This window comes from Shewanella indica (assembly GCF_002836975.1).
Lineage (GTDB): Bacteria > Pseudomonadota > Gammaproteobacteria > Enterobacterales > Shewanellaceae > Shewanella > Shewanella indica.
Map to the genome: position 1 here is coordinate 1 of NZ_NIJK01000019.1, position 24,405 is coordinate 24,405.

Here is a 24,405-nt window from a genome sequence, read left to right on the forward strand (position 1 = left end):
TCTGATGGGATTGAGGTCAACGTAGGCCATGCAGGTTAACACCGCGGCTTCATCGAGTAAGGCTTGCGATTTAAATCTTCCCTCCCACAAATTTATCCGGAATAAATTTGAACAGCTTTAGCTGGCCCGCAGGGAGAGCGCCAGGGATGGCGGCGAATAGAATCGGCCTGTACAGTTATCCTCTTGATTGGCTTGACGCGCTATCGGTTCGTTGAGACAACGCATGAACCAACTGATGTCACATAACCTGCTGCGATAAATCGCGATAGTATGCTTCAGCCTGGGGACTTCATACGCTTCAATCAGCTTACCCTGGGTGAATTTGCGGGTTAACTCATCACCTTTAAACAGTTTATGCCATTGCTCAAGCACTTCTCTGTCAGTCCATCGGTTTGCTGTCTCTATATCAATATGCAACACCAGATGCAGATGATTACTCATGATGGCGAATGCCGCCACATCAATGGCAAAAACAGCTTCCAGTTCAAACAATAACGATTCCACCCAACCACGGCGGTGGTCATAATTCTTACCCGAGTAGGCATCATCACCACACAGAAAGGCTCGCCGCACCACGCGGCTGCAACAGTGGTAGTAGGGCGTATCTTCAAGGCTGATTTGAGTTCGGCGAGGGCGCGGCATAATAACCTCCTTGTTAAATGCTTAAACAAAGCATAGTCGGAGACTAACTAGAGCGCCATTAACGCTGGGTGTCCATATTTTTTCTTTAGGTTGCTCAGCTGCAGGCACATAACGCCGCATTCACCGGCTTGTCCGGTGCAATGCTTTGTTATGCAAATAGTGCGTTAATGGCAAGAAGTTTCTTGCCTTTCGCCTCAACGGTTGAAGAGTTTTCCCGGGTATAAGCCATATCTCCCAAAAATGAGACTTCCTTTTGTGCTGGAACTCGAATCCTTATAACTGACAATCCCCTGTAGTCAACATAATCAACTTGTGTAAGAACCTGATGTTTCAAGGTGTCACTCAAATCTGAATTTCTAATGAAAGATAGGATTCTGTCGACATAAGATTCATGATCACATTTTAATTGCAAAAACTCCCGCTCTATTCCTACGACATATCGTGAGCCTACCGTAACGCAATCGACACCGTCTAATTCTTTAATTCGAGTAGCATCGCTTTTTTTGTCTGCAACTCCAATAAAGATAAATCCGTCAGCGTCAGGCCCTAAGTTTGCAATACCGCATATGGTTTCTAATATTTTATTCGGCAAATTTTTATCTTCAGATCGTTTCGGTGATAAATCAACGAATCCTTGCTTGCATTCATACCTTCCAGTCTCAACCTTTGACCTTCGAAGCGAGTTTTCTAGATCAAGGGCCAAGCCTGCTCCATGCCTCAACATTGGAGGGTCCTTTTTAACAAAGTATCTTGAAATTAGCCCCTTTGTTTTGTCAATGTTTTTGACCCTGTCCTCAGTTTTCGAATATTTCGCTGTAGTCTTAATGTCAGATTGTAGGTTTTTAAGGGCTGCCATTATATTTTTACTGCTATCCGGTGACAGCTCATCAATTATAACGAGGTGATGCATTGCCATAAAAAGGGTATAAAATGCAGTTTTTATAGGGTTTGTCGATCCAGGATTGATAACTGACCGAAGGGCATTGTTCTCAGAGCTATATTCATCAATTATTTCTCTAAGAATGGAGAGTGTTACTTTTACTTCTTCATATAATCGGTCAACACCGTACGAAGTCAAGGCGCGTCTAAGTTGTTCGTATTCACTCGTTGACGGGTCATAGTAAGAGTCTAATAACTCCTTACTTCTTGCAATGGGCTGTCCAAGTGCAAGTGATGCGCAAACGTCAGCAATAATTTCCTCGTCTTCACTTTCACGTAACTGTCTCGTCCACATTATTCCTTGTTTGCACCAAAATATTTCCTCAGCTTTTAGCTCATACCCCAAGTCCGCACGCACTGAATCAATGCTAATCTCAGGCATATCAGAAAGGGGCAATACCTCTCTTGAGGTATCACCTCTGATTTCAGAAGCCAACTTTCTTACAAGCATAGAGAAGTCGTCAACCATTCCGGCCTGCCTTCTTTCTTGAAGGCTTAACTGTCTACCACCGGAGTTTATACGACCAAAACATCTGTCGTTTTCTCCTCTCCTCCTGCCGGAAATACAGTCACAGCCAGTTGATAGTCAAGGAAATCAGCTACCTCACTTGGCGTTAGAAAGGTATTGGTTCCTTTGCTTGCCGCTGAAAACACACCCTCGGAAGCCAGTTGTTTTGCTCTAGAGAATTCATCCGTATCAAAATATCTACCCTCTATTGGGAAATGATTCTCTATGAAAGCAAAGATAGCGTTAAGCCTTTGCATTCCATCCATGATTTCATAAGAATTTTGAGATGTATCTTCGGCAAGTAGAATCAAAGGTATCGGATAATCTTTCATTATGCTATCCACCAATGATTGCTTCTCAGAAAGGTTCCATACGAGCTTTCGTTGATATTTTCGATTAACGATTAACTTCCCATCACGATAATTCCGGTAGGCTTCTTGTACACTCATACCTCTTGGTGTGATGCTCATATGTCTTCCTTAGTTAGTCTCATTGCATAACAGCTGTATAGTACGCATGCGCGTTTTAGTCCTCGGAGGAGTATAAACGCGCATCGCTATCTGTTTGTATTCGCTGGATATAATACCATTTAGTCCAAATATCCCTTGCAGCTAAACGCGCATGCGCGGTTTCCAAACCTATTATCTACCCGCTGTATTTTTTAACTTTATGAATTTAATGAAATTTCCTGAAATGTTACGGAAATAACGCGCAACCTTAGCTGCAACTTCCCGGCATATTGTCAGGAACGTCAATAATACTGTATAAAAAATCAGTTATTAGGCACTTACCATGAGCGCTTCAAGCCCTGCAACCAAGGGCCTTAAAACCAAGCACCTTAAAACTAAGCGCCTTAAAACCAAGGACCCTAAAACTCAAGCCCGACAAAAAGCGTTAAGTAAAGCCATAGCTACCGCACGGGCGCGACATGTTGTTCGTCCCTGAATACCGTTACAAACGGAAAAGTATCCTTGTTGCAGAGCTTTCGCTTAAGAAAAAGCTAAAGCTAACTGGTTGAATTGGCTATACAATACCCAGTACCTATTAGTAAAACAATTAGCTTAAGGTCAAGTTTTTTAACAAAGGCAATAAAACCCTGATTTTGTGGGGGGTGGCAACATAATTAGCTATTAAAACAACTGTGCCCGGCAAATCATATGAGCAATATTCCAATTGTTAAATTGCCTGTTTCAGTGCTTGATGGCTGGGGGCTATTTCAGTTGTTATCGCCGACCAATACCGCTAAGTCTACTTGGGTTTGTGTGCTCGTTGAAAACGGCTGCCAGGATGGGCATGAACGGGAACAGGCTTGGGGGGAGGGCAGCCTAAAGCTGCTGCCAGAGAAGCTTTTCTATGTTAGCCTTGCCTTGTTTAAGGAGTTTATTGTCGTTTTGCCTCTGGCAAATAGTAAAATTTCAACTTGTATTCAGGGATGAAAAATGCAAATACGTTTGGCTACGGAAATGGATTTGGAACAACTGGTCCTGCTGTTTGACGAGTATCGGCAGGAACTGGGGCAGGGCTCGGATCTGAGTCGTTGCCGTGAATTTTTACGGGCCCGCTTACTGGAAAACGATTCGATGATCTTCATCGCCACCGAGGGTGATTATCCGGTGGCCTTCACTCAGGTCTTTCCTTCATTCTCCTCCTTGTTGCTAAAGCCTTTATGGTATCTGGATGATCTTTTCGTATTGCCCGATTACCGTGGTCAGGGCATTGCCAAAGAGCTGACTTGCCGAGCCCGAACTTTGGCTGAGGATGCCAAGGTGCTGGCGGTCAAGCGTGAATTTGGCGAGCTGTCTCAACAAGTCGAGACAGATGGCACAGAGCAAGGTCTGTATCACGCACTACTTTAATCGACTGCCCCCTGTTTGCTACCATTAGCGGGTTTTAATTTCAGGGGATTTCAGATTGAAAACAGCAGTACAACAGACACCTGTGCTCGACAAGAGCGCCGTTACCAACCTCTTGGCGCTGGCCATTATGCTTACCGGCTATGGCATGCACTCTGATGTGTTATTCAACATCGGCCTGTTTGCCGTATCCGGCGCCATTACCAACTGGCTGGCGGTGCATATGTTGTTTGAAAAAGTACCGGGTCTCTATGGCTCAGGGGTCATCCCGGCCCGTTTCGAACAGTTCAAGCAAGCTATCAGCGAGTTGATGATGGAGCAGTTCTTCTCTGAGGCCAACATAGACCGTTTCCTGTCGACCCGCTCCGACAAACAGAGCCTGGATCTGTCCGGCGTTATCGGCAAGGTGGACTTGGCTCCAGCCTTCGATGCTTTGGTGGCCACGGTTGCCCAATCTTCATTGGGTGGTATGTTATCCATGTTTGGCGGTGAAGAAGCGCTCACCCCCCTCAAGCAACCCTTTATCGAAAAGATGCAGCAATCTCTGGCAGATATTGCCAAGAGCGATGATTTTTACGAGCTGCTCAAGGGCGAACTGGAACAGCCCGGGGTGATGGCCGATATGCGTAGCCAAATTCAGGATATTGTCGAGCAGCGGCTGGCCGAGCTTACGCCGCAGTTGGTCAAGGAGATGGTGCAGCAGATGATCAAGACCCACCTTGGCTGGTTGGTTGTCTGGGGTGGTGTCTTTGGCGGTCTGATAGGGCTGGCCAGTGTAACGCTGCAGCGCTTGCTATAACTATGACAAGCCTGCTTGAGCGATAGCCCCGGTCCAAGTTTCAGCCGCCCATAGTATTAAGTACTTAAGTATCACAGCAATCAAGTCGCCCAAGCGGCGGGAGGAAAGCCATGGCGTTACATCATAGGATTAATTATCTTGAACTTCCCGCCCGGGAGCTGGAAGCCACCAAGGCGTTTTTTCAGGCGGTGTTTGGCTGGGGCTTTGTTGATTACGGTCCGGATTACAGCTGCTTTACCCAGGCCGGGATCGATGGCGGTTTTTTTCGCTCATCACTGAGCTTTGATACCCTCAACGGCAGCCCCTTGTTGGTGATTTACTCAAATGATCTGAACGCCAGCCTGGAGGCCGTCAAGACCCATGGCGGTGAGATCTGCAAAGATATTTTCAGTTTTCCCGGTGGCCGGCGCTTTCATTTCCGCTGCCCGAGCCAAAATGAGTATGCCGTCTGGTCTGAATAGACCCGGACGCTTCTGCCTTTAACAAGGAAGGATTATGCCTCACTGTATTATTGAATATTCGGCGCCCCTGGCGCAGCAATTGTCGGTTGCCAAACTGGTTCAGGCGGTGCACCAAGGTGCCATAGATTCAGGCTTGTTCACACCATCTGCCATCAAGAGCCGAGCACATGCCTGTGAACATTTCCTGGTAGGGGAGGACAGCGCTCAAAGCTTTATCCATGTGCGTTTGGCCATTATGCCGGGACGCACCGATGAGCAAAAGCAAGCCCTGACCCAAAGCGTGTTTGCCGCACTGGAGCCAACTGCGGCCAAAGTCGACAGTGTATCGCTGGAGGTTACTGAGCTGCATCAGCCAAGCTACCTTAAACGCGGCAGCTAGGAAACCAATATGTCCAGGCAACCAAAGCGCAGTAACAGGGTGGACTCTCCCTGTATTCGTCACTGCTGCCTGGACCTGCAGGATGTTTGCCTGGGATGTTTCAGGACGCTGGAAGAGATTCTTGCCTGGCATCAGGCAACTGACAGCGAGCGGCAGGCTATTCTTGAGCGCTGCCGGCAGCGGCAAGTTGATCGCCACCAAGCCGCTGCCGGGCTTAGAGTGATGAGAAAAGAGCCCAAGTAAGGAAGAGATAAGTTAAGAAGCTTAAGGTGAACAAGCTCAAAGCAAATAAAGCGGCTCAGAAGCGAATTTAAGTTTTGATGCCCGCTAATGAATAAAGGCGCCATTCGGCGCCTTTGTTGTTTTTACTTAATCTCAATAAGATGCGGTGTGCACAGAGCGCACCGCTCGGCCGGAAGGATCTATGATGCCGGATAGGCTCTCATCCCAGGCCAGCGCTTCCGGGGTAGAGCAGGCAACCGATTTACCACCCGGTACAGTCAGTGCTGCCGACTCCAGCGGGAAGTGCTCTTCAAAGAAACAGCGATAGAAGTAGGCCTCCTTGGTTTCCGGCGTGTTGTGCGGGAAGCGGAAACGGGCGTTGGCCAGCTCTTTATCCTCCACCTGGGTGGCGGCATGTTCTTTCAGGCCGTCAATCCAGGAGTAACCCACACCGTCACTGAACTGCTCTTTCTGGCGCCAGGCGACTTCGGCTGGGAGCTTATGCTCGAAGGCTTCACGCAGGATATGCTTTTCAATCCGGCCATCGCGCGACATCTTGGCTTCTGGGTTCAGGCGCATGGCTACGTCCATAAACTCCTTGTCGAGGAAAGGTACCCGGGCTTCCAGGCCCCAGGCTGCCATGGCCTTGTTGGCCCGCAGGCAGTCGTACAGGTGCAGCTTGTCGAGTTTACGCACCAGTTCCTCGTGGAAGGCGCGGGCGTTTGGTGCCTTGTGGAAATAGAGGTAACCGCCGAACAGTTCATCGGCTCCTTCGCCCGAGAGCACCATCTTGATCCCCATAGCCTTGATCTTGCGCGCCATCAAGTACATGGGGGTTGCAGCGCGTATGGTGGTGACATCATAGGTTTCCAGGTGATAAATCACCTCCTTGATGGCATCCAGGCCTTCCTGGAAGGTGAAGTGCAGCTCATGGTGTATGGTGCCTATGGCATCGGCGACCTTTTGTGCCGCCGCCAGATCCGGCGCCCCTTTCAGGCCCACGGCAAAGGAGTGCAGCTGTGGCCACCAGGCATCGGAGGCATCGTTGTCTTCAATACGGCGTTTGGCAAAAGTTTGGGTTATGGCGGAAATCACCGAGGAGTCCAGCCCGCCAGATAGCAAAACGCCATAGGGCACATCTGACATCAACTGGCGCTTTACCGCGGCTTCCAACGCTTCGCGCAGCTCTTCGCTGGAGGCGCTGTTTTGGGCTACCGCATCATAGTCGCGCCAGTCACGCCGATAGTATTGCACCGGCGCGTCATCTGCACTGTAGAGGTAATGCCCGGGGCTGAAAACTTCCACGGTTTTGCATACGGGTACCAGCGCTTTCATCTCAGAGGCGACATAAAGGTTGCCGCTGGTATCGCGGCCGGTGTAAAGCGGGATGATCCCCATGTGATCCCGGCCTACGAGGTAACAGTCCTTGGCCTTGTCATAGAGTACGAAGGCAAAAATACCGTTGAGCTTATCGAGAAAGTCGCAGCCATATTCCTGATACAGCGCCAGGATCACTTCGCAATCCGAGTTGGTCTGGTAGCTGTACTTGTCGCCGAGCTCGGCCTTGAGTTCTTTGTGGTTGTAGATTTCACCGTTGACTGCCAATACCAACTGGCCATCTTCAGATAACAGCGGCTGGGCGCCGTGTTCGATATCGACAATGGCCAGCCGCTCATGGGCGAGAATCGCTCTTGGAGTGGTATGAATACCCGACCAGTCCGGGCCGCGGTGGCGCATCAGTTTGGACATCTCCAGCGCAGTGCTTCTCAGAGAGGCGGCGTCAGACTGGATATCGAGAATGGCAAAAATTGAACACATGGTAAGACTCCAAACTTGGTGTTTCTTCAGCAATGGCTTCACTTTGCCTGTAGAATTCTCAAAAGCCAAGCTTTATTTTTGAATATAAATCATAAAAATGGCTAAATTTGTAAATTATAATGCGTTTTGAGACCTGTTTTTTTGAGGGTTAAACAATTTAATCGCTTAATTGGTGAAAGATCTGCATTTTAGCTCGCTGTAACAGCGTGCAAATTGGCACTTTCCCAAAGCCGCTGCTTTTATCGGCGATTGATTTATCTGCCCGGAAAACAACGCAAAAAGGCGCCGGAGGCGCCTTTGGGGATGGGGAAATGTGTCTGGTTAAATCGCCGGAGTAACGCCGGTTTCCGGCCGCAGGCTATAAAACTCTGTGCCCTTGAAATAACCCGGGCGGTCGGCAGAATCCGCCAAGCCTTTGGCGGCCTTGTAGTACACGGCGAGATCTTCCAGCGCGCCGGAGAGATCCCAGTTGGCATGATACTCATCACAGAGGTTGTGATAGCAGCCTTTCATCTGCTGCTTCATCGCTGCTTTGTAGTCGGCGGTGGCCTGATCCACAGGTTCGCTGCCGCCACCGGCAAATACCGCAGGTACGCCATACTGGGCAAAACTGAAGTGATCCGAGCGGAAGAAACCGCCGGACTCGGGGTGTTTCTCTGCTGTGGCATAGCGGCCTTGGGTCTTGAGCGCGGCTTCCAGATAACGCTCCAGCTCAGACTTGCCTTTGCCCACTATGGTGAAGTCTTTGGTGCGGCCATAGATATTGGTGCTGTCGAGATTAATCACCCCTATGGTGTTTTCCAAAGGGTACGCCGGTTGGGCGGCATAGAAACGTGATCCCAGCAGACCTTGCTCTTCGCCTGTGGTGGCGATAAAAGTCAGCGAACGCTTGAGGCGCTTGCCAGCCTTGGCGTCGGCGGCAAACTCACGGGCGATGGCCAGCATGCCGGCGATGCCGGAGGCGTTGTCCATGGCGCCATTGAATACCCTGTCGCCTTCGGCCGAACTGCTCATGCCCAAATGATCCCAGTGGCCGGTAAACAGAATATGCTCATTGGCACGGCTGCTGCCCGGCAGAGTGGCAACCACATTGTAGCTGTCGCCATACTCGGCCTTGTTATCGAAACCTATGCTGGCGGTTTGCCCCAGCGTCAGTTGCAGTGGACCGTGGGCTGCGCGGCTGATGGCGCTGTCCAGTCCAAATCCGGCTTTGGTAAACACTTTTTTGGCGGCATTCAGGGTTATCCAGCCTTCCACTGCCACTCGCTCGTTGCCGGAATCCGAGGCCAGATCCTGTTGTGGGCCGGTCCAGCTGTTTTCCACCACAGACCAGGGATAAGCGGCAGGAGCCGTGTCGTGAATGATAATGGCGCCCAATGCGCCCTGACGGCTGGCTTCTTCATACTTGTAGGTCCAGCGGCCGTAATAGGTCATTGCCTTACCGTTGAATTTACCGAGATCCGGGCGGGCAAAGCCCGGGTCATTCACCAGAATAAGGGCGATTTTGCCCTTCATGTCCAGGCCCTGGTAGTCGTTCCAGTCGTACTCGGGGGCGTTGATACCGTAACCGACAAACACCAGCGGCGCGTTGGTGATATCGACGCGTTTAACATCATGGCGACTGCCGAGCACCAGATCTTGGGGATATTGAAAATCGATACCGGCCAGCTGTATTGCCTGGGTTTCACTGGCGGTATAGCTCACCATGGGCACTTTTTGCAAAAAGCTGCCGTTGGAACCGGGCTCAAGCCCCATATCGGCAAAGGCCTGGCTGAGATAGTCCAGAGTAAGCTGCTCGCCGCGGGTTGTCGGCGCCCGGCCTTCAAATTCATCCGAGGCCAGGGTTTGGATGTCCTGGCGAAACTCTTGTTCATTGAAGCTGACAACGCGGATGGGGTCGTCGGCAGTATTGTTTTGGCTGCAGGCACTCAAGAGTGCCAGGGTACACAGGGGGATCATCAAGCGCATAACGGATCCTGTTGTTGCTTTTATTGTCAGGTATGGAGTGGCAAAGGCTTTGCCCTTGCCCGTGCGCTATCATGGACGAAAAAACGCCCCCGATACAAGCGGAGGCGGTAAAAGGAATGTTACCAATGGTTTCAGATCACATCTATGTCGGCGGCGCAGGCAAAGACATGGTTGGGTCGGAAGGGCTCTTTCTCTATGTCTTCCAGCTTGCTGACACCACTGGTGACCAGTATGGTTTCCAGTCCGGCCTGAAAACCGGCCAGAATATCGGTACGCATGTTATCGCCGATAATCACGGTATTTTCTGAATGACCATCTATATGGTTCAGGGCCGAGCGGATGATCCAACTGCTGGGTTTACCCACGTAGAAGGGCCTGCGACCGCTTATTCTTTCTATAGGCGCACAGAGAGCGCCACAGGCGGGACTATAAGCCGGGCCATGGGTATCCGGGTTGGTGGCAATAAAACGGGCGCCATCGGCAACAAAACGGGCGGCCTTGTGGATCATGTCCCAGTTGTAGGAGCGGGTTTCGCCGACGATAACAAAGTCGGGGTTGATATCGGTAATGGTAAAGCCAGCCTTGTAAAGTTCGTGGGTGAGGGCACCTTCACCTATGACAAAGGCCTTGCTGCCTTCCTGGTGCCTGAGAAAGTCGGCGGTCGCCATGGCCGAGGTATAGAAACACTCTTCGGGAATATGCAGCCCGGCGGCGCCGAGGCGGTTTTGCAGATCTTTACCCGTCTGTACCGGGTAGTTGGTCAAGATGACCAAGGGATTTCCCTGTTCCAGTACCCGGGCGATAAACTTGTCACTGCCGGGGATTAACTTGTTGTCGTGCATCAGCACGCCGTCTATATCGCAGATAATATTCTTCATGCGCGTCTCGTTCTGTCCTGATAACTGCCCCTATCTAACGCCATTGGTCATAAAATTACAATTGGCCGCGGTAAAAAGCCGGTAACGGAGCGTCATATCCAGGTAAATTAAGGGAAGAGGCAAGCTTGTGCCATAGCTGTAATAGCCATTGTTGGAATGAAAAAAGGAGCCGTATGGCTCCTTTTTGCTGAATTAATCAACCTAAGGAAGGTGCGAACAAGTCCCATGCGTGCTCTGCGTCGGCTTACGGACATGGATGCAAGGCAAATGGCCTTAGTCCTTTGTAAGAATTCCCTAGGTTTACTCAGAGATCAGTCCGGGGCGTAGCCGTTGGGGCCGATGGCTTCATCGTCGAGCCAGGCCTTACCGTCAACCATCTTCAGTCGGCCCTGGCAGAACCAGCGCACCACTATCGGGTAGATGGCGTGTTCCTGCTCGTGCACCCTGGCCGCCAGAGTTGCCACTGTGTCATCGGCAAACACAGGTACTTTGGCCTGCAAAATCACCGGGCCACTGTCCAGTGCCGGGATAACGAAATGAACACTGGCGCCATGTTCGCTGTCACCGGCTTCGATGGCGCGCTTGTGGGTATCCAATCCAGGATACTTGGGCAGCAGTGACGGGTGGATATTGAGCATCTTGCCCAGGTAACGGCTGACCAGCTCATCACTGAGAATACGCATAAAGCCGGCCAATACGATGAGGTCGGGCTGATATCTGTCGATAGCCACCTGCAGTCTGGCATCGTATTGGGCGCGGGACTCCTCTTTGCGGGCGATGACGCAACTGGTGTCTATTTCGGCATGATGGGCCCGGATCAGACCATAGGCATCGGCCTTGTTGCTGATCACTCCGACCACGCGCCCTGGCATCTTGCTATCACAGCTGTCGATAACAGCCTGCAAATTACTGCCATTGCCCGAAATCATTACCAATATGCGACAACTCTCCTGCATTAAAGGATCTCCACTTGCTCTTCTTGTTGAGTACGATTGGCGATAGTGCCTATCTGCCAGGCGTTTTCACCTTTGGCCTTGAGTAGTTCAATGGCGGCGGCGGCTTCAGCCTGAGGCAGGGCAACTATCATACCGACACCACAGTTAAAGGTGCGGTACATTTCATGTTCTGTGATATTACCGGCTTGCTTGAGCCAGTTGAATACGCGGGGCCACTGCCAGGACTCGCCCTGGATAACGGCCTTGGCGCCTTCGGGCAGTACCCTTGGAATGTTTTCCCAGAAACCGCCGCCTGTGATGTGTACCATGGCGTGAACCGGGTGTTTTTCCAGCAGTTCCAGCAAAGGTTTGACATAGATGCGGGTTGGTTCCAGCAGGTGATCGATAAGCGGCTTGCCGTCCAGATCTTGCTGTGGGTCAGCCTGGCTGACTTCCAGGACTTTACGGATCAGTGAGTAACCGTTGGAATGAGGTCCACTGGAGCCCAGGGCTATCAGTGCATCACCGGCCTGTACCTTGCTGCCGTCGATGATGGCTTCTTTCTCCACCACTCCGACACAAAAACCGGCCAGATCATAGTCCGCGCCTTCGTACATGCCGGGCATTTCGGCGGTTTCACCACCGATCAGGGCACAACCGGATTGGAAGCAGCCTTCGCCGATACCTGTAACCACGTCGGTCGCCACATTGACGTCCAGCTTGCCGGTAGCATAGTAGTCGAGGAAAAACAGCGGCTCGGCGCCTTGAACCAGCAGGTCGTTGACACACATGGCCACCAGGTCGATACCGACAGTGTCATGCTTTTTGAAGTCAATGGCCAGGCGTAGTTTGGTGCCCACACCATCGGTACCGGAAACCAGTACAGGGTGCTTGTATTTGGTTGGCAGTTCACACAGGGCGCCAAAACCACCCAGGTTGCCCATGACTTCAGGACGGTGAGTGCGTTTGACTACGGACTTGATGTTATTGACGAGTGCGTTGCCTGCATCGATATCGACACCGGCGTCTTTATAGCTCAGTGGGGTAGGGGTACTCACTTGATCCTCTCGGGTACATCGTTATGGATTTTATGCGGCGCTATTCTAGCAGTTTGCCGGGGGGCTCGAAAGCCAAGATTGCACTTTATTCATAGGGATATAAGTCACGATTTACCAGATTTATAAAACTTTCTGTTTTACCGCTGGAACAAATCAACTAAAATCTCACAAATTTGCCCAAATCCGGCTGGTTTGTGCTCTGCACGCCTGGAGCTGCCAGTCTGATTGCTCGTCCCGCCCGCAAGATCAGGAGAAAAAGAATGAAAGTTGTCGAGGTTAAACACCCGCTGGTACGCCACAAAATTGGTTTGATGCGTGAAGCTGAGATCAGCACCAAACGTTTTCGTGAGCTCGCCGCCGAGGTTGGCAGCCTGTTAACCTACGAGGCAACCGCAGGTTTGGAAACCGAAACAGTGACCATTGAGGGCTGGAACGGTCCGGTTGAAGTGGAACAGATCAAAGGCAAGAAGGTGACTGTAGTGCCTATCCTGCGTGCCGGTCTAGGCATGATGGATGGCGTGCTGGAGAACATTCCCAGTGCCCGCATTTCTGTCGTCGGTGTTTACCGTGACGAAGAAACCCTGGAGCCTGTGCCTTACTTCGAGAAGCTCGCCAGCGATATGGAAGAGCGTTTGGCACTGGTGGTTGACCCCATGCTGGCCACAGGTGGCTCCATGATTTGCACCATAGACTTGCTGAAAAAGCGCGGCTGTAAGCATATCAAGGCGCTGGTGTTGGTTGCGGCGCCTGAAGGTGTTAAAGCATTGGAAGAGGCGCATCCCGATATCGAACTTTACACGGCTTCTGTCGATGATTGCCTGAACGACAAGGGCTATATCCTGCCAGGTCTGGGTGATGCCGGTGACAAGATTTTCGGTACCAAATAAGTCTCTTTAGTGAGCATAAGAAAAGGCGCCCGAGGGCGCCTTTTTGCTTATTTCAGCCTTACTTGCTTAACCCTTACTTGTTGCTACTGACCTTAGGCGGTTTTCATCACGATAACAGCGGCGATAACCACGGCTATGCCGACCCAACCTATGGGCTTGAGTCTTTGTTTGAACAGCAAGGCGCCGCCGATAGCTGTGCCCAAAATGCCGATAGCGCCCCAGGAGGCATAGGCGATCGCCAGGTCTATCTCTTTCACTGCCTGTGCCAGCAGAGTAAAGGCGCTCAGCACCAGCAAGATTGCCAGCACGCCCCATAATTTACGTTTGAATCCGTTGGAGCGGGTGAGCGCCATATTGGCGGCAATATCAATCAAGGCGGCCAGCACCACATAGCCAAACGAGAGCGTCAGAAACTGGTTCATGTTAACCTCCGTTACAAGCTACTTGCGGCGCTGCTTGCTCTCAAACCAGTGTCCTGACCTTTGGGTTTATCACCTTGATAGCCCTCGCCCAGAGTCACCAGCACTATACCCAGGATGGCCAAGGCCAGTCCGGCAAGTTCCTGCGGGTTGAGCCTGGAGTCAAATAACAACATGGATACCAGAGTGATCAGGGCTATGCCCAAGCCTTCCCAAACCGCATAAGCCACGCCTATGGCAATTTTTTTCGCCGCCAGTGATAAAAAGAAGTAGGACACACCAATCAAGAGGTACATCAGCAGATAGCCCCAGATAGAACTTTCAGGTCCCAGTAGGTTCATGGTACTGGTACCTGCCACTTCGGCGGAAATTGCAAACAATAGAAATACCCGTGCAAGGATCATAATTCACCTTCTACATGAAATGAAAAATATGCATAACGGAGAATCGCACATTACACCCGAATCTATCTGGCCAGATAAGTCATAAAAAAGGAGTAACAATAATTTAAGCGGCAATTCCAAACTTACACCGCTAGGTTAACTGTTCGGGTTTTGACTTGATAGGTAATTGAGATATTCAAATATGAATATCTGTTACGCTCTAAACTGATGTTGGCGTTGGTTGAAATGTGTCTTGTACCACCTTGTGAAGATGCTGGTGCAGAGGGTGATTACGGTAGGTCTGTAAAAAGCCGCCGGAAACCACGAAATGACTGAATTCGTGATTAACCTGGGGCATGGGGAAGGAGGCCAGTTCGGGCATCAACCTGGCAGTACCTTGACTGGCGTACATGATGGCGTCGGTTTCCAACAACATCTGACAGGCTACCCTCAGGTTGTATGATTTGAGTAATACATGAGGCTGATAGCCCATACGCTGATACTCAGATTCCACAGTGCATTGCGGATTGTAGGAGGCCGGTGCTGGCAGGGAGACTATCGGCAGCGTTGACACAGTTTGCCAATCATTTTCAGCGCCGAGCAGCGGATGATCTTTGCGTGCCAGGATCACCCGTTTTTCGGTGAATAGCGGCCGCATATAGATATCCTTCGACAGCTCGGTTTCCTGATCCAAAATACAATAATCGTGAATGCCTTCGAGCATCTCATCATGGCTGTAACCGTTCCAGCTGGAAAAGGTGAAGCTGGCTTTGGGAAAGGCCTGGTGACAGCTTTGCAGCAATCTTTGTCCCTGTTCATCCATAAGGTAGGGATCTGTCACTATGGCTATTTGCCCAGTGTAGGTGTTGGCGCTGAAGTCTTCGAACTCCAGCAGAACTTTTTCGATAGGGGCCAGAATATTGTCAAACTCTTCTGCCAGTCGCAGCGCCATGGGGGAGGGTTCTACACCATGGGGTTTACGAACAAACAGGGGGTCCTGGAAGGTTTGCTTAAGGCGCATCACACCGCGGCTGGCACTGGGCTGAGAGATCCCAAGTTGCATGGCGGCCAGTTTTATACTGCGATTGTCGACAACCGCCTTAAGCAGGCGCATCAGATTAAGATCCAGGGTATCCAGTTCGTGAGCCATTTATCTATTAACCATTATGTTATCAGGTGCCGTCTTAATTTGAGCGAACGGCAGAAGATAAAGCATTCAACCTGCAGCGGCAATGACTACAGAGAGTTTCAGAATAACACAACCAGTTTTAAAAGCGTGAAGCTGGTATTGTTTCATGCCGGACTTTAAAAAAGCACTGACACAGTTGGCACGGGATTTAAATGGCTCCAGTTGAACCGCTTAATCTTGATTGTTTTAGTGAAGGGAAAGGGGCCATTCCAATAATAAGTTCAAGGGCTCCGCTAAAGGAGCCCTTGGTTTATCAGCGATTAAGTGCGATTAAATGTGAGGCGTTGGCCCAGGGTATTGTCGATAAAGCGACTGCCGTCAAACAGTTGCTTACCATTGACCCAGGTACCACTGATAGAGGCGGCAAACTTGTGGCCGGTGAAGGGTGACCAACCGCAGTGATAACGGGTGTTTTCCAGCGTGGCCTCGAAGGGCTTGTTGAGATCCACCAATACCAGATCCGCCAGATAACCTTCGCGCAGATAGCCCCTGTCTTTGAGTTCAAAGCGCTCGGCCACCGCATGGCTGGTCTTTTGGACGATTTTTTCCAGACTGAAGTGCCCCTTGGCATGCAGATCCAGCAGGCTGAGCAGTGCATGTTGCACCAGCGGCAAACCGGACGGCGCCTTGAAGTAGCTGTCGGCTTGCTTCTCTTCCCAGGTGTGCGGCGCGTGATCTGTGGCGATAATGTCAATGATGTCGCGATTGACGGCATCTATCAGTGCCTGTTGGTCGGCAAGGGTCTTGATCGCCGGGTTACACTTTATCTGGCTGCCGAGGCGGGCGTAGTCACTGTCGTTGAACGAGAGATGGTGCACACAGACTTCGGCGGTAATGTTGGCACCCCTGAGCTGTGCCAGCTGCTTGGCTGGCTCAAATAGATAGAGTTCGTCGGCCGTGGTCAAATGCAGTACATGCAGGCGCGCCTTGTGACGAATAGCCAGGTCGGTCGCCAGTTGAGATGACTTGAGGCAGGCTTCGCGGGAGCGGATTTCGCCGTGCAGCTCCATAGGTATGGCGTCACCGTATTTTTCACGCATGGCGGCTTCATTGGCAGCTATGGTGGGGCTGTCTTCACAGTGAGTGGCAATGACCACAGGAGAGTTGGCGAAGATGCCGTCCAGAGTGGCACTGTTATCCACCAACATATTACCGGTAGAGGCGCCCATAAAGATTTTCACCCCGCAGGCCTGGTTGGGATCGAGACGTTTAATCTCTTCCAGGTTATCGTTGGTGGCGCCGAGATAGAAAGCAAAGTTGGCCAATGAACTTTGAGACGCGCGGGTATACTTGTCTTCCAGCGCCTGCAGATTGGTGGTCTGCGGATTCACATTGGGCATTTCCATAAAGCTGGTGATACCCCCGGCCACGGCGGCGCGGGATTCACTGGCGATGGTGCCCTTATTGGGGAAACCCGGCTCGCGGAAATGCACCTGATCATCGATCATCCCCGGTAGCAGGTGTTTACCCTGAGCATCTATGACCTGAGCCCCTGCCGGAGCCGTGATCTGGGAGGCAATCTGGCTGATGCGGCCGTTGTCGATCAGCAGATCCTGAGTACGGATTGTTCCTTCATTAACCAATTGGGCGTTGCAGATGAGGGTTTTCATAGGATACCTGATTAGCGTTATTAATATTGGCAGTGACTTGCGTATAATACCGGAAACTCAAGCAAAAAGCTGTGGAGCTTTTGGACAAGATCACAGACTTTTTGCGAAAGATACGTCAAGTGTCGATACCCTGGCCGGTATTGACGTAATCGGCGGCCAATATCGGCCGGCCGATAACACATGGGTGGACTGTTTATCTGCCTGGGAGCGAGAATGCAATTATTTGTCAAAGATTTAACTGTGGTTGATTTTTCTTACCTGTGCCCGTTTCGCGGCATGGTAGGCGAAAGCTGGATAGTCGATGTGCTGCTCGACGGTGGCCTGGATGAGCAAAACATGTTGCTCGACTTTTCCAAGGTCAAGCGCACCATAAAGCAAACCATAGATGAGGTGGCCGATCACCGTTTATTGATACCCACCGCCTGTAGCCAGGTGCGCTGGCAACAGCAGGGCGACAAGGTGTGGATGGACTTCCATAGTCTGCGCGGCAGCATTCACCTGGCTTGTCCGGCGCAGGCTTTCGCCCTTATCCCCAGCGAGATTATTGACTTTGACAGCGTGAACCAGTTTTTGCACAAGGCGCTGACAGATGCCTTGCCGGACAATGTTCAGGGCATCAGCCTGACACTTCGCAACGAGGTGCTGGAAACGCCCTATTACCATTACAGTCACGGCTTGCGTAAGCACGACGGTAACTGCCAGCGTATCGCTCACGGTCACCGCAGTCCTGTCAATGTGTTTGCCGATGGTATCGCCGCGCCCAAATGGGATGAATACTGGGCCAAACGTTGGAAAGATATCTACCTTGGCAGTGAAGAAGATGTGGTTGGTGTCAGTGAGCTTGAGTTGTCACCCCAAACCAAGATAGATGACAAGAGCCATATTGGCTTCAGATACCAAGCGCCGCAGGGTGATTTTCAGTTGGCGATGCCAAGAGACTGCTGTGATTTGATCCCCCACGACACCACGGTCGAACTGCTGGCCCATTTTATGGCCGACAGCATGGCGGGCTTTGAGCCGGGCAAACATTTTAAAGTGGTAGCCTTCGAGGGCATAGGCAAGGGCGCTATCGCATCGGCGCAGCATCAGGGCGACTGATAGATATTGCTTGGCCTGAGCCGGACCAAGAATAAGGTCAACCTATAAGTAATCTAAAGGTATCCGCAAGTAGGCTGCACCTTGGCGTCTACGCGGCGCAAAGATAAAGAGGAGCAAGAGTGAAGTTCAATAACAGCAAGATGCCAATCCCATCTTTTAAGGCGCTGCCGTTGATGCTGCTGGGCACTTTGGTTGTGAGTCCTATGCTGCAGGCCGAATCCAAGTCTGAGCCCAACATCAAACCTGAGTCATCACGGGTGCAGTTTCAGGGCAAGTTTGAACAGGGAGCTCTGATTAGAGCCAGAACAGAGCCGGGTACTGAGGTAAGTCTCAATGGCGAGAGCATCACCTTGACGCCGGATGGCAGGTTTGCCTTTGGTTTTGAGCGTGAGGCCGCGCTCGAGCAGACGCTGACACTCAGTTACCCGGATGGCAGCAGTGAGAGCCGTGACCTCAAACTCGACAAGCGGGATTATCGCATTCAATACGTTGAGGGGATCAGCAAGAAAATCATGAAGCCGGATCCCAAGGCCCAGGAGCGCGCCGCCAAAGACAGCGCCCAGGTCAAGGCGGCCCGCAGCCATTTCAGTACCCAGCAGGCGTTTGCCGACGACTTTATCTGGCCGCTGACCGGGCGAATTTCAGGGGTTTATGGCAGCCAAAGGGTATACAACGGTAAGCCTGGCACACCGCACTATGGTGTGGATGTTGCCGCCAAAACCGGCACTGTGGTGGTGGCACCGGCCGATGGCGTTATCAGCCTGTCGGTACCTGACATGTTCTATTCCGGTGGCACCATGATTATCGACCACGGCTATGGTGTCAGTTCCAGCTTTTTGCACTTAAGCAAGCTGTATGTCAAAGAGGGCGATGAGGTGAAACAGGGCCAGGCGGTGGCCGAAGTGGGGGCAACCGGACGAGCCACAGGGCCACATCTGGATTGGCGGGTGAACTGGTATCAGATGCGTCTGGATCCTACCACTTTGGTGCCGCCAATGAGTCAGGTATTACAGCAAGCCAAGAGTGACGCAAAAAAGTAGCGCTTTACTTTTACTGACCGACACTCAATTTCATACGCCGCCGGACTTACCCCTCCGGTGGCGTTGTTTTTTCCTTTGGCAGCTACAGGGTTGGAACGGCTTGGCTATACTCATTTTTATGAATATTGCCGGAAAAATAAGTGACTGATTTGAGACGTTGGGGGCGAGCCGATTGGCTACTGCTTTTGCTTGGAGGTCTGCTCTGCTATATCAGCGGCCGACTGGGGATGGCCACTCTGGTATTGCAGCCGAGCAATATCACCCTTCTATGGTTGCCTTCGGGGATAGGGGTGATCTTGTGCTTGCGTTTTGGCACAGTGGCTATTATCCCTTTATTTATCGCCTCCTTCCTGGCCAATTTCCCCGGACTCAATAGCAGCAATCTGCAGCAGGCACAGCTACACACCTGGATATCTGCCGCAATTGATGCCCTGATGCCGCTATTGGCCGCCCGAATGTTACGTTGGGCCCTGCCCATGGGGCTGCAAAGAGCCAGGGAGTTATTGCTCTTTGGTTTCTATGTTTGTGTTATCCCTGTGGCGCTGTCCAGTATTTTGCTGGCGCTAAATCTTGTTTGGGGCGGTTATATCGACCAGAGTTCTTGGCCAACGATGGCTGTGATGCTGTTTTTGGCCGATTCTCTGGGGATTGTCTTGGTTTATCAGGTGTATCTGGGCTGGTCGGAGCGGTTTTTTATCAATCAACGGCAGATCCGGGCATCTCTTCTGTCGATTTTGGCTCTGATTGTTATTTTTACTTTGGCATTTGGCAATCAACCCTGGGTCTTGTATTTGCTGCTGCCTGTGTTGGTGATGCAGGCATTTGAGGGCAGTTTCCTGCTCACCTGCAGTCTCAGCAGTGGGAGCTTTGCTGTGGTTATTTACGTAAGTGCCAAGGGGCTGGGGCCGTTCGATGCCGGATTGTATTCGGCAGAAACAGCAGAACTGGCCGCTTTTTGTTTTGCCAATGCGCTGGTCTTACTGGGGATTGCCCTGCAAAATCGCCAGTTGCGCCTATCCGAGCAGCATAGAGATGCCTGGCAGCAGGTGGCCTTTCGCGATCCGCTGACAGGTTTACTCAATCGCCGTGGATTCGAGCCGCAATTGGAATTGGTGGACAAGCAGGCCAGGCTCAATCGTGAAGACTACAGCCTGGCGCTTTTGGATCTGGATCATTTCAAGTTAATCAACGACAGTTTTGGCCACGCTACCGGCGATAAAGTATTGAAGCAACTGGCGGGCTTAATGCAGGCACAGTGTCGCCAGTCGGATGCCATTGCCCGAATTGGTGGTGAGGAGTTTGCTATCTTGTTGCCAAACTGCGCGCCGGCTCAGGCTGTTAATCTGATGGAGCGGTTGCGGGCCCGCGTGGACGATGAAGACTTCCATGATGAGAGCGGCCAACCTATCCGTCTCAGTATCAGTGTCGGCCTGGTGTCCGGCCCCGCCGGTTGCCGCTCGGGCAAAGATCTGCAGGATAAAGCCGATCATTTTCTTTATGTTGCCAAGGCTGAGGGGCGCAACCGGGTCGTTCAAGGGTAAAGCGGCATCAGAGCCGCTTACTGCTCGCTGGCGATAATGGCCTGAATGCTGTGTGGGTGCACCTTGACGCACACGCCGCCGGCCTTGAACGCCAACGTCGGGTTGGCCAGGCGTTCGGCTTCGCCTTTGGGGCTGCTGGCCTTGAGTTTGATGTCTGTGTCGCCATCAAGTGTGGCTTGGGTTAGGGGGCAGAGGGTACGCAGTTGCTCAGCCAGTTCATCGCAGCTTTGGGCACCACGGGGCAAAACCAGCTCCAGGTGTTCCCATCCCTCTTCGGGATAGTGTTTATTGCCGGGGAAGGGCAGTTCGACACAGGGAATTTGCCATTGACCCAATAGCAGAGGCTGCTGCAGCCGTATGATCAGGATAGGGCGGCCGTTGATGATATTTTCCGAGATAATTTCACCACATTGAGCAAATTCGGCCTTGAGCTTTTCTGCCGCGGCGACAGAGTTGACCCGCAGCGCGGCGTGATCGCACTCGCCTAAACGCTCGAGTCCGAGACGCTTAATCAGGGGCATGATTTTGTCGGCAAAGGCTTGCCAGTCTGCCAACAACTGCGACAGAGATTGAAGGTTTTGCATATCTGATTCCTGTTTCAGGGCCAAATTTCTATTGGCGTGCCCGGCTCAATCAATTGCCAGAGTTCATCCATCTCTTTATTGGTGAGGGCAATACAGCCGTTGGTCCAGTTAAACTGCTGCGCCTCTTCCGGAGTTAACCCAGAGCGGGGATTTTGGCCGTGGATCATGATTTGGCCGCCAGGGCTAACCCCAAGCGCCTTGGCCCTGAGTCTGTCCTCGTCATTGGGGTAGGAGATGTGAATTGAGCGGTAAAAGGCGCTGTCGGCCTTTTTGTAGTCCAGCAGATAGCGCCCCTCGGGAGTGCGTTGATCGCCTTCCTGATATTTGTGGCCCTTGGGCATATCCCCCAAGGCGATGCGATATTCCTTGATGACTTTACCGGCCTTAATCAGGCTCAGACGTGAATCTGACTTGTTGACCAGCACCAAATCCACCTGTGCCGAGGCAAAGGGGCTGTATAACTGGGCAAACGCCAGCAGAAATATTGCATAAACTATATGACGAAACGATGGGCCCATGACCACTTGGCTCTGATTATGGTTATTTTGACGGGATAATAACTGATAAAGGGGGCGCTCTTGAAGCCCTTGAACAAGATTGTTGCCGAGAGTCGCAGAGCGTCAGCCAGAGAATATTTGGCACACTCGCCAATGCGTGGCAGACTTACGCCCCTGCCTTTGGGGCGCGGCGTCAAGAGACTCGAATGCATAATACCCGAAAGGGTAAAGATTGAGGTGCCGTTTGGTTGGAAAGTAAGGGAAGCTTAGCGCATGAATCAACATAAGGTGACAGATACGCCGCCGGAGCCGGAGCTCAAGCGTAAGCTCAGGATCATCATCTTTGGTACAGAAACACCCGCTGGCCGCTGGTTTGATATCGGCTTGATCATCTGCATTATTCTCAGTGTTGCTTTGGTTTTTCTCGATACAGTGGCCGATATCCATGCCCGTTTCGGACATATCATCCTGGCACTGGAATGGACCTTTACCTTGGTATTCACTTTGGAATATCTGCTGCGGCTCTATTGTTCCAGCAATCGTTTGAGTTATGCCCGCAGTTTTTACGGTGTAGTGGATCTGCTCAGTATCCTGCCCAGTTATCTGGCGCTGTTCTTCCCCGGGGCCAATTTTACCCTGGTGATCCGTATTCTGCGGCTGTTCAGAGTTTTTCGGGTACTCAAGTTGCTCAGATACTTGAGTGAGGGGAATCTGCTGCTCAAGGCGATGCTGCAGTCGAGTCGCAAGGTGTTCATCTTCTTTTTCTCTGTGAGTCTTATCATTATGGTGCTCAGCGCCATCATGTATGTGGTCGAAGGCCCGGACAACGGCTTCAGCTCGATCCCCAAGTCTGTCTATTGGACCATAGTGACCATTACCACAGTAGGGTACGGTGATATCACTCCCAAGACAGAACTCGGCCAGGCGATAGCGGCGTTTACCATGCTCTTGGGTTACTCGATAATCGCCATCCCCACAGGGATCCTCACCGCCGAAATCTCCCAGGAGATGGGCCGTAACCGCGATCTGCGCCGCTGCGCCAACTGCTTGAAAACCGGGCATGATCACCATGCTCTCTACTGTAACCGTTGTGGCAGTGAACTGGAGCCACCTCCGGAAGAAAACAAGGACTAGGGTGTCAAACAACCAATCATCTGCTAAGGCAGCCACTCAAGCCGTCACTCAGGCTAAGTTTGTTGAAGGCAATATACTGCGCCACATTTTGGTGATGAGCTCTACTGCGGCCGTTGGGATCTCGGCACTGTTTGTGGTGGACCTGCTGGATATTTTCTTCCTCAGTATGCTGGGAGAGCTGGAGTTGGCAGCGGCCGTGGGCTATGCCGGTACCATCTCTTTCTTTACCACTTCCATAGGTATCGGCCTGTCGATTGCGCTGGGGGCCCTGGTGTCCCGCGCTGTAGGTGCAAGAGACACAGAAGGGGCCAAGCGTTTGCTGCTGAATGCCGCCATGGTAACTCTGCTGGTATCCAGTTTGATGGCGATAGTGGTGACGGCCTTAATCCCTGAACTGCTGGCGCTGGTGGGCGCCAAGGGACATACCGCTGAGCTTGCCGCCGATTATTTGTATATTCTGGTGCCTTCCTTGCCGATCATCTGTTTGGCGATGGCGCTTGGCAGCGCTTTGCGCGCCGTGGGTGATGCCAGACTCTCCATGCTATCGACCCTGGCGGGCGGCGCGGTCAATGCAGTATTTGACCCCATTTTTATTTTCCTGTTTGCCATGGGTATAGAAGGGGCGGCTACCGCCTCGGCATTGGCACGCCTCACTGTACTGCTGATCGCGGCAAGAGGCGTGTTCATCAAACACGGCCTTTGGAGCCGTTTCGAACTTGCGAGCTTTCGCGGCGATCTGTGCGCCATTTTTGCCATCGCCGGGCCGGCGATGATGACCAATGTGGCCACCCCCATAGGCAATGCGGTAGTGACCCGGGCAATTGCCGATTTTGGTGACAGCTTTGTCGCCGGATGGGCCGTCGTTGGGCGTTTGACCCCTGTGGCCTTTGGAATGATCTTTGCGCTTTCCGGCGCCATAGGACCCATCATAGGGCAGAATTATGGTGCCAGGGCTTATGACAGGCTCAGCGAATGCCTGACAAGGGCGCTGCAGTTCTGTATCGCCTATGTGCTTGGGATGTCGCTGCTGCTGTGGTTGCTGCGCGAGCCTTTGGTATTGGCATTCGACATGCGCGGGGATTCTGCCGAGCTGGTACGTTTCTTCTGCCAGTATATGGCGCTGTTTTTCCTGTTCAACGGCGCGCTGTTTGTGGCCAACGCCTCGTTCAACAATCTGGGTAAGGCCAAGTATTCGACCGCCTTCAATGTGGGTAAGGCCACTATCGGGACACTGCCATTTGTTTATCTGGGAGCCGAGCTCGGTGGGGTATATGGGGTCTTGATTGGTCAGGCACTGGGTTCAGTGCTCTTTGGTGTATTGGCGGTGATCACCGCTTATCGTTTGGTTGCCAGCGTAGCTGCCAATGGCCGCCAGCAAGGTCGCGAAGCTGACAGTCTTGATGATGAGGAGCTCTCCATGGCCTCCAGTAGTCCGCTGTCATCTTCCTGTGCCCAAATGGGGCAGATGACCGAAGAGTTGGAGCCGATAGCCAGTGCCCAGGCGACCTCGCCCCAGCGGCAGAAGCCATAACGCGATGCATTAAAGAAGAGCTTGAAAACGCT

General features: G+C 51.9%; 25 protein-coding genes and 1 pseudogene. 12 read left to right on the top strand and 14 right to left on the bottom strand.

What is annotated here, in order from left to right; genetic code table 11:
- The 3 genes and pseudogenes from CX650_RS04245 to CX650_RS20230 all read right to left on the bottom strand — a co-directional run.
- A pseudogene (locus CX650_RS04245) lies at window positions 1-642 on the bottom strand (transposase); the annotation flags it as partial.
- Window positions 643-790: 148 nt separating this feature from the next.
- The gene (locus CX650_RS04250; RefSeq protein WP_208622103.1) at window positions 791-2,050 is read right to left on the bottom strand and encodes an AlbA family DNA-binding domain-containing protein; all 1,260 of its coding nucleotides are present in this window, start codon (window positions 2,048-2,050) and stop codon (window positions 791-793) included.
- A 47-nt stretch (window positions 2,051-2,097) separates the two neighbouring features.
- On the bottom strand, window positions 2,098-2,559 hold the full coding sequence (locus tag CX650_RS20230; RefSeq protein ID WP_208622104.1) for a DUF262 domain-containing protein: 462 nt from the start codon (window positions 2,557-2,559) through the stop codon (window positions 2,098-2,100).
- Window positions 2,560-3,246: 687 nt separating this feature from the next.
- Here CX650_RS20230 and CX650_RS04255 point away from each other — a divergent pair.
- The 6 genes from CX650_RS04255 to CX650_RS04280 all read left to right on the top strand — a co-directional run bounded on the left by CX650_RS04255 (window position 3,247) and on the right by CX650_RS04280 (window position 5,824).
- Window positions 3,247-3,525, top strand: a complete 279-nt coding sequence (locus CX650_RS04255; protein ID WP_101095105.1) for a hypothetical protein — start codon at window positions 3,247-3,249, stop codon at window positions 3,523-3,525.
- Window positions 3,526-3,528: 3 nt separating this feature from the next.
- Window positions 3,529-3,945 carry a GNAT family N-acetyltransferase gene (locus CX650_RS04260; protein ID WP_093983237.1) on the top strand — a complete coding sequence of 139 codons (417 nt, stop codon included), beginning with the start codon at window positions 3,529-3,531 and terminating at the stop codon, window positions 3,943-3,945.
- Window positions 3,946-4,072: 127 nt separating this feature from the next.
- The gene (locus CX650_RS04265; RefSeq protein WP_044735846.1) at window positions 4,073-4,741 is read left to right on the top strand and encodes a DUF445 domain-containing protein; all 669 of its coding nucleotides are present in this window, start codon (window positions 4,073-4,075) and stop codon (window positions 4,739-4,741) included.
- 110 nt (window positions 4,742-4,851) lie between these two features.
- On the top strand, window positions 4,852-5,202 hold the full coding sequence (locus tag CX650_RS04270; RefSeq protein ID WP_025011943.1) for a VOC family protein: 351 nt from the start codon (window positions 4,852-4,854) through the stop codon (window positions 5,200-5,202).
- A gap of 34 nt (window positions 5,203-5,236) precedes the next feature.
- Window positions 5,237-5,581 carry a 5-carboxymethyl-2-hydroxymuconate Delta-isomerase gene (locus tag CX650_RS04275; protein WP_096141831.1) on the top strand — a complete coding sequence of 115 codons (345 nt, stop codon included), beginning with the start codon at window positions 5,237-5,239 and terminating at the stop codon, window positions 5,579-5,581.
- A 9-nt stretch (window positions 5,582-5,590) separates the two neighbouring features.
- Window positions 5,591-5,824 (top strand): DUF1289 domain-containing protein, encoded by a 234-nt coding sequence (locus CX650_RS04280; protein WP_101095106.1) that lies wholly within the window; start codon window positions 5,591-5,593, stop codon window positions 5,822-5,824.
- Between the two features lie 132 nt (window positions 5,825-5,956).
- On the opposite strand, the gene asnB is transcribed toward CX650_RS04280, so the two are convergent.
- From asnB to purM, 5 genes are all read right to left on the bottom strand, one after another.
- Window positions 5,957-7,621 (bottom strand): asparagine synthase B, encoded by a 1,665-nt coding sequence (asnB, locus tag CX650_RS04285; protein WP_101095107.1) that lies wholly within the window; start codon window positions 7,619-7,621, stop codon window positions 5,957-5,959.
- A 321-nt stretch (window positions 7,622-7,942) separates the two neighbouring features.
- Window positions 7,943-9,589, bottom strand: a complete 1,647-nt coding sequence (locus CX650_RS04290; RefSeq protein ID WP_101095108.1) for a M28 family metallopeptidase — start codon at window positions 9,587-9,589, stop codon at window positions 7,943-7,945.
- A gap of 131 nt (window positions 9,590-9,720) precedes the next feature.
- Window positions 9,721-10,467 carry an HAD-IIA family hydrolase gene (locus CX650_RS04295; protein WP_039035484.1) on the bottom strand — a complete coding sequence of 249 codons (747 nt, stop codon included), beginning with the start codon at window positions 10,465-10,467 and terminating at the stop codon, window positions 9,721-9,723.
- A 311-nt stretch (window positions 10,468-10,778) separates the two neighbouring features.
- Window positions 10,779-11,423 (bottom strand): phosphoribosylglycinamide formyltransferase, encoded by a 645-nt coding sequence (gene purN, locus CX650_RS04300; RefSeq protein WP_101095109.1) that lies wholly within the window; start codon window positions 11,421-11,423, stop codon window positions 10,779-10,781.
- The gene (purM, locus tag CX650_RS04305) at window positions 11,423-12,460 is read right to left on the bottom strand and encodes a phosphoribosylformylglycinamidine cyclo-ligase (RefSeq protein ID WP_071476868.1); all 1,038 of its coding nucleotides are present in this window, start codon (window positions 12,458-12,460) and stop codon (window positions 11,423-11,425) included. Before purM ends, purN begins: the two co-directional genes overlap by 1 nt.
- Before the next feature lie 260 nt (window positions 12,461-12,720).
- On the opposite strand from purM, the gene upp reads away from it, so the two are divergent.
- A complete protein-coding gene (upp, locus tag CX650_RS04310) occupies window positions 12,721-13,347 on the top strand; it encodes a uracil phosphoribosyltransferase (protein WP_039035481.1) in 627 nt (208 codons plus the stop codon).
- Between the two features lie 92 nt (window positions 13,348-13,439).
- Here the strand turns inward: upp and CX650_RS04315 are convergent, their stop codons facing one another.
- From CX650_RS04315 to CX650_RS04330, 4 genes are all read right to left on the bottom strand, one after another.
- Window positions 13,440-13,769, bottom strand: coding sequence for a multidrug/spermidine efflux SMR transporter subunit MdtI (locus CX650_RS04315; protein WP_039035480.1), 330 nt, complete (start codon window positions 13,767-13,769; stop codon window positions 13,440-13,442).
- A gap of 11 nt (window positions 13,770-13,780) precedes the next feature.
- Window positions 13,781-14,170 carry an SMR family transporter gene (locus CX650_RS04320; RefSeq protein WP_101095110.1) on the bottom strand — a complete coding sequence of 130 codons (390 nt, stop codon included), beginning with the start codon at window positions 14,168-14,170 and terminating at the stop codon, window positions 13,781-13,783.
- 199 nt (window positions 14,171-14,369) lie between these two features.
- Window positions 14,370-15,299 (bottom strand): LysR family transcriptional regulator, encoded by a 930-nt coding sequence (locus tag CX650_RS04325; RefSeq protein WP_039035478.1) that lies wholly within the window; start codon window positions 15,297-15,299, stop codon window positions 14,370-14,372.
- 299 nt (window positions 15,300-15,598) lie between these two features.
- A complete protein-coding gene (locus tag CX650_RS04330; RefSeq protein WP_071476872.1) occupies window positions 15,599-16,948 on the bottom strand; it encodes a dihydroorotase in 1,350 nt (449 codons plus the stop codon).
- A 213-nt stretch (window positions 16,949-17,161) separates the two neighbouring features.
- On the opposite strand from CX650_RS04330, the gene CX650_RS04335 reads away from it, so the two are divergent.
- The 3 genes from CX650_RS04335 (at window position 17,162) to CX650_RS04345 (ending at window position 20,627) form a co-directional block, all read left to right on the top strand.
- Window positions 17,162-18,046 carry a 6-carboxytetrahydropterin synthase gene (locus CX650_RS04335; RefSeq protein ID WP_039035476.1) on the top strand — a complete coding sequence of 295 codons (885 nt, stop codon included), beginning with the start codon at window positions 17,162-17,164 and terminating at the stop codon, window positions 18,044-18,046.
- Between the two features lie 203 nt (window positions 18,047-18,249).
- Entirely contained in the window at window positions 18,250-19,086 is an 837-nt protein-coding gene (locus CX650_RS04340) for a M23 family metallopeptidase (RefSeq protein ID WP_101095136.1), read from the top strand.
- A 140-nt stretch (window positions 19,087-19,226) separates the two neighbouring features.
- Entirely contained in the window at window positions 19,227-20,627 is a 1,401-nt protein-coding gene (locus tag CX650_RS04345) for a GGDEF domain-containing protein (RefSeq protein WP_101095111.1), read from the top strand.
- A 17-nt stretch (window positions 20,628-20,644) separates the two neighbouring features.
- Here CX650_RS04345 and CX650_RS04350 read toward each other — a convergent pair whose 3' ends face one another.
- Together CX650_RS04350 and CX650_RS04355 are read right to left on the bottom strand one after the other, a co-directional pair.
- Window positions 20,645-21,211: a VOC family protein gene (locus tag CX650_RS04350; RefSeq protein WP_101095112.1), complete on the bottom strand. Its 567-nt coding sequence runs from the start codon at window positions 21,209-21,211 to the stop codon at window positions 20,645-20,647.
- 14 nt (window positions 21,212-21,225) lie between these two features.
- A complete protein-coding gene (locus tag CX650_RS04355; protein ID WP_039035474.1) occupies window positions 21,226-21,729 on the bottom strand; it encodes a L,D-transpeptidase family protein in 504 nt (167 codons plus the stop codon).
- Window positions 21,730-21,981: 252 nt separating this feature from the next.
- On the opposite strand from CX650_RS04355, the gene CX650_RS04360 reads away from it, so the two are divergent.
- Together CX650_RS04360 and CX650_RS04365 are read left to right on the top strand one after the other, a co-directional pair.
- Window positions 21,982-22,842 (top strand): ion transporter, encoded by an 861-nt coding sequence (locus tag CX650_RS04360; protein WP_101054519.1) that lies wholly within the window; start codon window positions 21,982-21,984, stop codon window positions 22,840-22,842.
- Between the two features lie 94 nt (window positions 22,843-22,936).
- A complete protein-coding gene (locus tag CX650_RS04365) occupies window positions 22,937-24,373 on the top strand; it encodes an MATE family efflux transporter (protein ID WP_229800101.1) in 1,437 nt (478 codons plus the stop codon).
- Window positions 24,374-24,405 lie beyond the last annotated feature (32 nt).

Coding starts and splice junctions, on each gene's coding strand:
- CX650_RS04325 (WP_039035478.1), bottom strand. CDS start 15,299: ATGGCTCACGAACTGGATACCCTGGATCTTAATCTGATGCGCCTGCTT.
- CX650_RS04350 (WP_101095112.1), bottom strand. CDS start 21,211: ATGCAAAACCTTCAATCTCTGTCGCAGTTGTTGGCAGACTGGCAAGCC.
- CX650_RS04330 (WP_071476872.1), bottom strand. CDS start 16,948: ATGAAAACCCTCATCTGCAACGCCCAATTGGTTAATGAAGGAACAATC.
- CX650_RS04295 (WP_039035484.1), bottom strand. CDS start 10,467: ATGAAGAATATTATCTGCGATATAGACGGCGTGCTGATGCACGACAAC.
- CX650_RS04365 (WP_229800101.1), top strand. CDS start 22,937: ATGAGCTCTACTGCGGCCGTTGGGATCTCGGCACTGTTTGTGGTGGAC.
- asnB (WP_101095107.1), bottom strand. CDS start 7,621: ATGTGTTCAATTTTTGCCATTCTCGATATCCAGTCTGACGCCGCCTCT.
- CX650_RS04290 (WP_101095108.1), bottom strand. CDS start 9,589: ATGCGCTTGATGATCCCCCTGTGTACCCTGGCACTCTTGAGTGCCTGC.
- CX650_RS20230 (WP_208622104.1), bottom strand. CDS start 2,559: ATGAGCATCACACCAAGAGGTATGAGTGTACAAGAAGCCTACCGGAAT.
- CX650_RS04260 (WP_093983237.1), top strand. CDS start 3,529: ATGCAAATACGTTTGGCTACGGAAATGGATTTGGAACAACTGGTCCTG.
- CX650_RS04255 (WP_101095105.1), top strand. CDS start 3,247: ATGAGCAATATTCCAATTGTTAAATTGCCTGTTTCAGTGCTTGATGGC.
- CX650_RS04320 (WP_101095110.1), bottom strand. CDS start 14,170: ATGATCCTTGCACGGGTATTTCTATTGTTTGCAATTTCCGCCGAAGTG.
- CX650_RS04360 (WP_101054519.1), top strand. CDS start 21,982: ATGAATCAACATAAGGTGACAGATACGCCGCCGGAGCCGGAGCTCAAG.
- purN (WP_101095109.1), bottom strand. CDS start 11,423: ATGCAGGAGAGTTGTCGCATATTGGTAATGATTTCGGGCAATGGCAGT.
- CX650_RS04315 (WP_039035480.1), bottom strand. CDS start 13,769: ATGAACCAGTTTCTGACGCTCTCGTTTGGCTATGTGGTGCTGGCCGCC.
- upp (WP_039035481.1), top strand. CDS start 12,721: ATGAAAGTTGTCGAGGTTAAACACCCGCTGGTACGCCACAAAATTGGT.
- CX650_RS04275 (WP_096141831.1), top strand. CDS start 5,237: ATGCCTCACTGTATTATTGAATATTCGGCGCCCCTGGCGCAGCAATTG.
- CX650_RS04270 (WP_025011943.1), top strand. CDS start 4,852: ATGGCGTTACATCATAGGATTAATTATCTTGAACTTCCCGCCCGGGAG.
- CX650_RS04335 (WP_039035476.1), top strand. CDS start 17,162: ATGCAATTATTTGTCAAAGATTTAACTGTGGTTGATTTTTCTTACCTG.
- CX650_RS04280 (WP_101095106.1), top strand. CDS start 5,591: ATGTCCAGGCAACCAAAGCGCAGTAACAGGGTGGACTCTCCCTGTATT.
- CX650_RS04265 (WP_044735846.1), top strand. CDS start 4,073: ATGCTTACCGGCTATGGCATGCACTCTGATGTGTTATTCAACATCGGC.
- CX650_RS04340 (WP_101095136.1), top strand. CDS start 18,250: ATGCTGCAGGCCGAATCCAAGTCTGAGCCCAACATCAAACCTGAGTCA.
- CX650_RS04250 (WP_208622103.1), bottom strand. CDS start 2,050: ATGGTTGACGACTTCTCTATGCTTGTAAGAAAGTTGGCTTCTGAAATC.
- CX650_RS04355 (WP_039035474.1), bottom strand. CDS start 21,729: ATGGGCCCATCGTTTCGTCATATAGTTTATGCAATATTTCTGCTGGCG.